The sequence below is a fragment of the Streptomyces sp. NPDC002520 genome (assembly GCF_053595235.1).
On sequence record NZ_JBSFXG010000081.1, the window covers coordinates 1 to 7,157 of the forward strand.

A 7,157-nucleotide genomic window follows, 5' to 3' on the forward strand; every position below is an offset into this window, starting at 1 on the left:
GTCTTGCATCCAGGGGCCAGTCCCACCTGCACATCACGCAACGTGACGAACAGTCAGCGTGCTTGACGAGACGCACCGCTCAAGTTCGAAGACCCACGAAACCCCTATTTCCTGTCCTGCTCCGCAGGAGTCCGATTCCTCCCCGGCCTGAAGGCCGGGGCATCCTCGGAGGAACCCGGTGAAAAACGACTGCGGCTGTCGTCAGTTCCTCGCCGTCCGGGCCTGAGGCTCGTAGAGCGGCCCACAGCACCGGCTCTTCCACGAAGGCATGGCTGAAGACCAGCTGCACCGCCTGCTTCAGAACGCGTTCCCGCTGGTGAAGGTCGTCGAGGGTCAGGTACTGATCCGTCAGCCGCCGTTTCCTCGTGCTCACGGCGTTGCCGCACCAGGATGCTGCTGTTTCCACCGAGCTGATCGACGGTCTGGTGCTTGATGGTCTTCGATATGGCCGCTCCCGTGAGTGCGCCGGAGACGGGCCGTGACGCTTGCCGGAGCCACCCTGATCTCCACGCCCGCCCGCACCATACCTTGGGGGAGCCGCCCTTACGCTGGGCGCGCCCCCAATGCTTCCCGAAACGTTGCGCTCCGGCTGGGTCAATATCTGTGCCCGCGAGCTGAGATTTCAACGGAACAGGCAGACAGATTCTCTATTGCATTAAGTGGGGTGGGATTCTTCACCGTACACAGGCCGCTTCGGCGTGCTACTGTCGATGTCAGTTGCAGTTGTGGTTCCCAAAACTTCAAGTGCCGTCCGGTCGGCATCTGTGCCGCTGGAAGCGCTTTTGTTATCCGGTTCTTTTTCCGGGCGGGGTGATCATCGCGGCGACACAGGGTCCGCGCAGTGCGGATCCCGATGCACTGCCCCAAAGGAGAAATGACATGGCTGCTGGTACTGTGAAGTGGTTCAACGCGGAAAAGGGCTTCGGCTTCATCGAGCAGGACGGTGGCGGGGCTGATGTGTTCGCCCACTACTCGAACATTGCCGCCCAGGGCTTCCGTGAGCTGCTGGAGGGCCAGAAGGTGACCTTCGACATCGCGCAGGGCCAGAAGGGCCCGACGGCCGAGAACATTGTTCTCGCCTGACGCTGACTGTCGCATACTTGTAGCTGGGGCCCGCGTCCTTCGGGGCGCGGGCCCCAGCTACTCGCATTTTCCCGCAGTGGTTTCGCCTGCGGACGACAACCAGGAAACCCGTAGGCTGACCGCATACGGGGCATCCTGCAGGGGTGCACGCATCCCTTCATAGCTTCATCGCGGCGGACGCCCGAACATTGCGTCTGCTTCGCGCCACTCATTCCAGCTCCTGTGCCGCATGGATTTTTCGTCGGTCAGATTCGCTGTCGCATTCCACCGGTCCATTCTTGCAATTCTCTGTGCTGCTGATCGCTGCGGGAATTCCTTGATATGTGCCGCATCGAGGAAGGTTCCGCATGAACCGCACACGCACGAACGACCGCTTCAACCGCACCCGTAACGGCAGTGCCGAATCCGGAAGGGGCGGCAGCCGATTCGGTTCGTCGGCCAGGAGCCGCTCCGGCGGGCCGGGCCGTTCCGGTGGTTACGGCCGCCGGCCCGCCGCGGTCCAGGGGGAGTTCGCGCTGCCCAAGACGATCACTCCCGCGCTCCCCGCCGTGGAGGGCTTCGCCGATCTCGACATGCCCGGGGCGCTGCTGGGCGCGCTCAGCTCGCAAGGCGTGACCGTACCCTTCCCGATCCAGGCCGCGACCCTGCCGAATTCCCTCGCCGGCCGCGACGTACTGGGCCGTGGCCGCACCGGCTCCGGCAAGACCCTCGCCTTCGGGCTGGCGCTGCTGGCCCGTACGGCCGGGCAGCGTGCCGAGGCGAGGCAGCCGCTGGGGCTGATCCTCGTACCCACGCGTGAGCTGGCGCAGCAGGTCACCGACGCGCTCGCCCCGTACGCCCGCTCCGTGAGGCTGCGGCTGGCCACGGTGGTGGGCGGAATGCCGATCGGCCGACAGGCGAGCGCACTGCGCGCCGGCGCCGAGATCGTCGTCGCCACACCGGGACGCCTCAAAGACCTCATCGACCGTGGCGACTGCCGACTGAACCAGGTTTCCATCACCGTCCTCGACGAGGCCGACCAGATGGCCGACATGGGCTTCATGCCGCAGGTCACCGCCCTCCTCGACCAGGTCCGCCCCGAAGGCCAGCGCATGCTGTTCTCCGCCACTCTCGACCGCAACGTCGACCTGCTCGTGCGCCGCTACCTCAGCGACCCCGTCGTGCACTCCGTCGACCCCTCGGCCGGCGCGGTCACGACGATGGAGCACCACGTGCTCCACATTCACGGCGCCGACAAGCACACGGCCACCACCCAGATCGCCGCACGCGACGGCCGCGTGATCATGTTCCTCGACACCAAGCACGCCGTCGACGGCCTCACCGAACACCTCCTGAACAGCGGGGTACGGGCCGCCGCCCTGCACGGCGGGAAGTCACAGCCACAGCGCACCCGCACGCTGGCACAGTTCAAGACCGGACACGTCAATGTGCTGGTAGCGACCAACGTCGCGGCGCGCGGCATCCACGTCGACAACCTCGACCTCGTCGTCAACGTCGACCCGCCGACCGACCACAAGGACTACCTCCACCGCGGCGGCCGCACCGCCCGCGCAGGAGAGTCCGGCAGCGTCGTCACCCTGGTCACCCCCAACCAGCGCCGCGGCATGACCCGCCTCATGGCAGCGGCCGGCATCGTGCCGCAGACCACCCAGGTCCGCGTCGACGAAGAGGCCCTGCACCGCATCACCGGCGCCCAGGCCCCCTCCGGCATCCCGGTCGTCATCACCGCACCGGTGGTCGAACGCCCCAAGAAGCGCGGCGCCACCTCACGCGGCCGACGCCGCCCCGTCTCGGCGGCCCGCCGCGCGCCCGTACGGCAGTCCACCGCCGGTGCGGCGGCATAGAACCTTCGTGTCAGGAAGCCCGCCCAACTTCGCAGGAGGCACCCTTTGACGCTGGACCAGACGCAGTTCCGCTCAACACCTACCACCGCCGTGCAGACGGCGGTTGATCCCGCGGACGCGGCCGGACCGCAGGTCTGGGAGGACATGACCGTGGAGGTGGCACTGTCCGTGATGGCCGCCGCCCGTACAGGTCAGCTGGTCGTCTGCGACGAGGACGGTATGTGCACCGGCCTGGTCACCCGGGACCGGCTCACGGCCGTTCGTAACGGTTCCGGATACACGGACCGGATCCGCCTGCGTGACATCGCCGACGTCATCGGGCCCTTCGCCTCGCCGCTGGCCACGAGGGCCGAAGCCGAGCGTGCGATGCGCTGCCGCCGGTTCGGGGCCCCGCCCGTGGTCGACGGACACGGCAACGCTCTGGGCGTCCTCGCCCTCTCTCGCTGAACCGCCGTCACCCCTATCCGGGGCCGTCTTCTCTTCTCCCTGGAGGCATCATGCGCTGTGTCATCGCTCGCTTCCCGTTCGACCTGACCAAGAGCGGCGTGGTGGAATCGATGAAGGGCGTCACACCCGAGCTGGTCACCGGTGAGTTCGTCATCATCGGACGACGCCACTACCCCGCCAAGCAGGTCGGCCAGGTCGTCACCCGCCAGGACCGGCGTGATTTCAGCACCGGCGAAGTCCTCAGGGCCATGACCCAACTCGGCTTCACCTGCCGCACCCGCCCTACCGCCGTATCTGCGCCCCTGGCCGACCCGTACGGGCCGGCTTCCGCAACGCTCGGCGCTCCCCCTGTCCGCCTGACGTACGGACAGGTGTGAGCCGAACAGAGCAGTGAGGCCCTACCGGCGTGGGCGAATTCCAGGGGTCGTAGCAACACTGCGGTGAGTTGATCAAGCCGCGAGCAGTTTAGACAGACGCTCGGCTGGGGTCTCCCAGTCGAGCGTTCTGCGTGGGCGGCTGTTGAGTTCGGTGGCGCGTCCGGTCCGCAGGGCCCGGGTCAGCTCGCGCCTCAGTTCCCCGCGGCCTTGGTCGTAAAGCGCCTGGTAGATCGTCTCGTGGACCACGTGCATCTCCGGCTGGTCGGGGAAGCGTGCCCGGAGAGCGTGGCAGATCTGCTCCGGGCTCCACTGCCGGGTCACGTGGTCCTGGAGGAAGTCCCGCAGCTGGGGTTCTGGGCGATCTTGCCGGGCCTGGGGCGCGGTTCGCGGGCGTCCGCGCGGCGCTGGGCGGCGTGCGGACGGTAGGACCAGCCGCCGTTGGGCATGAGCGTGCGGTTGCGGCGATCTCCCGGCTTACGGTGGAGGGACTGCGGCCAAGCTCGGCCGCGATGGCCTGACTGACGCCTTCTCCCGGAGCCGGTCGGCGATGTGGATGCGGTCGCCTCGGTGCGGTAGCGCGACGGGCCGACGGGTTCCTCAGGGCGAGCCGGGGGTTCGGGTGCTTGCCAGGGCAGCCCCGTGTCCACGAGGGGCGGGGCTGCCCTGTACCTCGCGGATGCCTGCCGGCCGTAGAGCCGACGCTTGCCGGTGCGGCGGAAGCGTGCCGGTGGGGCCTCACTGTGTGCCGTGGGTCGGTGAGTCAGTGGTCGGAGTAGCTGAAGTCGCCCACGGTCCAGGCACTGACGTCCTCGATCGCGACGCGGTACATCCCGCCTGTCTCCGGGATCCCCACCGTCCCCTGCAGGATCCGGGCGACGTGGAAATGCAGATGCGTGGGCGGTCCGTCCTTCTTCGCGGGGGTGTCGAAGACGGCGGAGAACTCGCCCAGGTCGGCGGAGTCCGTCAGCACCTCAGACACCCTCTGCCTCCACATGGCTTCCGGAGCCAGCCGACCGGTGATGACAGCACCACTGGTGACCACGGTCAGGGACATCTGATTGCTCTGCCCGGACTCCACAAGGGCGGCTATCGCAACGAGCAGCTCGTCAGGCTTCGGCATGGGATCGGATTCTATGCATCGGCCCGCCCAGGCGGCTTGGACGATGGCGCAACCGGGCGAGACGGGCGCATACGGCTCCCCTGGTGCCGCACTACAGGCCGGCGGTGCGCATGTGCGGCGGCTGCGAGCCAGGGGTGTGCTTCGAGGCATTGGTCGGCTGCCGTTCGACTGCCGCAGGTCTTCGATGAATGCTTGTGCGGTATCGCGTGCGTCGGCAACGGCCGCGTGGAACGGGGCAGATGCGGCGTTGACGGACATTGTGTTCATCAGAGTCGCCCTCGTCTGCGGATCGTTCATGCCCGGCCCTTGCCTACCCGACCCTGCGCCCCGCCCGCCAACCCACCCGAGCCGCCGTGCTCGCCGGAGGGGCTGAGAATCGCGGTCGACGCGCCGCGCCGGTCGGCGCCGCCACGGGAAGCTCCGCGGGCGGCTCTGGGTCTCATCCGTGCGTCGGACCTGCGCTGCGGACGGCCCCCAGTATTCGCAGATTGGCTCAGCGGGAGACCTCATCGTCGAGCCGCAGCAAATCTATGCTCACTGGAGTAGACATTCGATGTCTCAGTGATTATGGTTTCTTTCGTAGCCGAGATCGAGTAAGGCCCGGCAGACACGAACTGCCGGGCAGCAGTCCACGTATGACGGTGCGGTGGTGGAGTTCCGAAGCCAGGTTGTTGTACGACGGCGACGGGACTGACGACCGGACCGGGTGGCCCGAAGTGATGAGGGGCCGCCGCGAGCAGGACCGCAGTTGACGCGGTTGCACTACCAGTAGTACGCAGTCCCTGTTTGCAAGTGATTGATTCCGAGGGAAGAACGGAGGAGTCGAGCACCGTCAGGATCGCCCGGGCGGAAGACGCGAGCCCGGGTACCGCAGGACATCGATAGGTAGGTGGTCTCCGGTCACGCATCCGCGATCCCCGCACCTCCGTCGGAGTATCAGGCGACTGGGCGGAAACAGAAGGCCGGCGCAGTACTAGGGCCGGCAGATGGTGTTGCAGTTCCTTCGGGGCCTTGGTGCCAAACGGCACCAAGGCCCCTCCACGCGTTCCGCAGAGAGGTGAGATGACAGCAGACGAGTCGCTAAGCCGTCTCGACGACGACGACTACCCCGCTACACGATGGGCCGGGCCGCCGAGTTGCTCGGTACCACTCCCGGCTTTCTCCGCGCCATCGGCGAAGCGCGGCTGATCACACCACTGCGCTCCGAGGGCGGACACCGCCGCTACTCCCGCTACCAACTGCGCATCGCGGCCCGCGCGCGTGAGCTCGTCGACCAGGGCACCCCGATTGAGGCCGCATGCCGGATCATCATCCTCGAAGACCAGCTCGAAGAAGCCCAGCGCATCAACGCCGAATACCGCCGCACCGGCGGATCGTCCAGTCCATCGGCCGCAGCCTGAGGTGAGCGGGCCCGCCGGTATCGGCGGGCTCTCACACCCACGCGTGGCCGGGCTGCGGCGCGCAGACCAGTCCCGGGCCGGAGTCCTGCCGGCGCGCCGGTTGCCCATCGGCGGCCCGCCAGGCCCAGTGAGGCACACGCCTGACGTGTCGACGTCCGTGCCGTTCCGCGTGCCTGGCACGATGGTTCTCATGCAGCCGCCGCCGGCTTCCTACCCCGCCGACCTCATTCCCGACGTGACGGGCATGGCGGCCTTCAAAGCGGCGTACCGGCAGGCCAAGGAGCAGGACGCCGTCTTCGTCGCCATCGAGTCTCTGGACGAGCACTGGACGGTGAAGGCCGACATGATCACCGCCCGGCAGCACGCCGTCGCCGACTCGGTGTACGACGCCATCCGCGCCGCGGTCATCCAGATGATCCGCGCCGGCGAGATCCGCTCGGACTCCTCCGCGGGGCCGGTCTACTTCGTACTGCACGACGTGGCAGACGAGAGCCGGGCCCGCGAACTCGCAGCTGCCCTGCACGCCGCCCTGTACGGAAACCCGGCGCCGCTCGCCCGCGCGATGCCTACCGCATCCTGACCAGCCGCCTTCAGAACTCCAAGATCATCTCGTGGCGGCGCTTGGGCTCACCGATACTGGACCCGCCTTGACCCCTCCCTGTCCGGCCGCCGGCGTCATCAGATCGTCCCCGGACACCGTTGTGGTGCTCCGCCCCTGTTCGGAGGAGGTAATGGATCACCCTGTCCCGCTCTCCGGGTACCGTCAGGGCATGAGTCATCCCCATCCCGAGCTGAAAGCCGCCCCTCCCCTGCCTGAAGGGGGGCTGCGGGTCATCGCCCTGGGCGGCCTGGGTGAGATCGGCCGCAACATGACCGTCTTCGAGCA

At 67.7% G+C, this 7,157-nt stretch carries 6 protein-coding genes and 2 pseudogenes; 6 read left to right on the top strand and 2 right to left on the bottom strand.

What is annotated here, in order from left to right; translation table 11 throughout:
- Nucleotides 1-879 precede the first annotated feature (879 nt).
- From ACWD5D_RS44575 to ACWD5D_RS44590, 4 genes are all read left to right on the top strand, one after another.
- Nucleotides 880-1,083 (top strand): cold-shock protein, encoded by a 204-nt coding sequence (locus ACWD5D_RS44575; RefSeq protein WP_014145516.1) that lies wholly within the window; start codon nt 880-882, stop codon nt 1,081-1,083.
- 347 nt (nt 1,084-1,430) lie between these two features.
- Nucleotides 1,431-2,927, top strand: coding sequence for a DEAD/DEAH box helicase (locus ACWD5D_RS44580; protein ID WP_451378469.1), 1,497 nt, complete (start codon nt 1,431-1,433; stop codon nt 2,925-2,927).
- 45 nt (nt 2,928-2,972) lie between these two features.
- Complete coding sequence (locus tag ACWD5D_RS44585) at nt 2,973-3,374, top strand: CBS domain-containing protein (RefSeq protein WP_451378470.1); 402 nt, start codon at nt 2,973-2,975, stop codon at nt 3,372-3,374.
- Nucleotides 3,375-3,424: 50 nt separating this feature from the next.
- Complete coding sequence (locus ACWD5D_RS44590; RefSeq protein ID WP_451378471.1) at nt 3,425-3,751, top strand: SCO5918 family protein; 327 nt, start codon at nt 3,425-3,427, stop codon at nt 3,749-3,751.
- 126 nt (nt 3,752-3,877) lie between these two features.
- Here the strand turns inward: ACWD5D_RS44590 and ACWD5D_RS44595 are convergent.
- Nucleotides 3,878-4,515 (bottom strand): annotated as a pseudogene (locus tag ACWD5D_RS44595) (transposase); the annotation flags it as partial.
- Entirely contained in the window at nt 4,512-4,871 is a 360-nt protein-coding gene (locus ACWD5D_RS44600) for a hypothetical protein (protein WP_451378472.1), read from the bottom strand. The pseudogene ACWD5D_RS44595 and the gene ACWD5D_RS44600, both read right to left, overlap by 4 nt.
- A gap of 1,062 nt (nt 4,872-5,933) precedes the next feature.
- On the opposite strand from ACWD5D_RS44600, the pseudogene ACWD5D_RS44605 reads away from it, so the two are divergent.
- Both ACWD5D_RS44605 and ACWD5D_RS44610 read left to right on the top strand, forming a co-directional pair.
- A pseudogene (locus tag ACWD5D_RS44605) lies at nt 5,934-6,271 on the top strand (MerR family transcriptional regulator).
- 190 nt (nt 6,272-6,461) lie between these two features.
- Nucleotides 6,462-6,851: a hypothetical protein gene (locus ACWD5D_RS44610; RefSeq protein WP_451378473.1), complete on the top strand. Its 390-nt coding sequence runs from the start codon at nt 6,462-6,464 to the stop codon at nt 6,849-6,851.
- Nucleotides 6,852-7,157 lie beyond the last annotated feature (306 nt).